This is a genomic window from Hansschlegelia beijingensis, from assembly GCF_045505405.1.
In the GTDB taxonomy this organism is placed as follows: domain Bacteria; phylum Pseudomonadota; class Alphaproteobacteria; order Rhizobiales; family Methylopilaceae; genus Methylopila; species Methylopila beijingensis_A.
Genome location: NZ_JBJKEX010000549.1, coordinates 1 through 1,222 on the forward strand (window position 1 = coordinate 1; position 1,222 = coordinate 1,222).

A 1,222-nucleotide genomic window follows, 5' to 3' on the forward strand; every position below is an offset into this window, starting at 1 on the left:
GGCGGAGTGGAACGACCGCTTCGACGCCTCCGCCGGCTCCGCCGTGACCCGCACCTCGGCCTCGCGGATCCCGACCCTGAGCCCGCAGACGGCGCAGGCGACCGAGCGCGCCATCGAGGAATACAACGCCATCGTCAGCCGCGGCGGCTGGACCCGCGTGCCCACCGGGCCGCGCCTCAAGCTCGGCTCGAAGGGCGAGCGCGTCGTCGCGCTCCGCCAGCGCCTGATGGCGAGCGGCGACCTCGACCCCAACCTGTCGATGTCGCCGGCCTTCGACAGCTATGTCGAGGGCGCGGTGCGTCGCTTCCAGGCCCGCCACGGCCTGATTCCGGTCGGCGTCGTGGGCGACGACACGATGAATTCGCTGAACATTCCGGCCGACACGCGGCTGCGGCAGCTCCAGACCAACCTGGTGCGCATCCGCACCATGGCGAACGGCAATCTCGGCGAGCGCTACGTGCTCTGCAACATCCCCGGCGCCGAGATCGAGGCGGTGGAGGGCGAGTCCGTCGCCGCCCGCTACACCGCCGTCGTCGGCAAGGTGGACCGCGCCTCTCCGGTGCTCGACGCCAAGATCCTTCAGGTCAACTTCAACCCGTTCTGGACCGTCCCGGCCTCGATCGTGAAGAAGGACCTCATCCCCCAGATGCAGAAGGATCCGCAGTATCTGACCAAGAAGAACATCCGGATCTTCGATCAGCAGGGCAATCAGCTGACGCCCGAGCAGGTCAACTGGATGTCCAACGAGGCCACCAACTACATGTTCAAGCAGGACCCCGGCGAGGACAACTCGATGGGTTCGGTCCGCATCAACATGGCCAACAAGCACGGCGTCTACATGCACGACACGCCGACGAAGGGGCTGTTCGGCGAGAACCAGCGCTTCCATTCGTCGGGCTGCGTGCGGATCCAGAACGTCAAGGAACTGGTCGCCTGGCTGCTGAAGAACCAGCCGAACTGGGACCGCCGGGCGATCGACGCCGCGATCAAGTCCGGTCAGCGGATCGACGCGCAGGTCACCCCCGCCGTCCCGGTCTACTGGCGCTACATCTCGGGCTGGGGCTCGCCCGACGGCTCGGTGCAGTTCCGCGAGGACATCTACGGCATGGACGGCACCGGCGAGCTCGCGATGGCGGGCGGCGGCGTCTCGCCCGCCACCGAACAGTGAGGCGCCTGCCGGGCGAGAGCCCGGTCCGCAGGGACGTCGCGACGCCCGGCGAGG

1 protein-coding gene is annotated in these 1,222 nt (G+C 68.2%); it reads left to right on the top strand.

Translation table 11 applies throughout. The features are described from left to right. The coding region (locus tag ACIKT0_RS18590) for a L,D-transpeptidase family protein (RefSeq protein ID WP_407106792.1) at positions 1–1,168 on the top strand (1,168 nt) is incomplete at its 5' end. Positions 1,169–1,222: the final 54 nt, after the last annotated feature.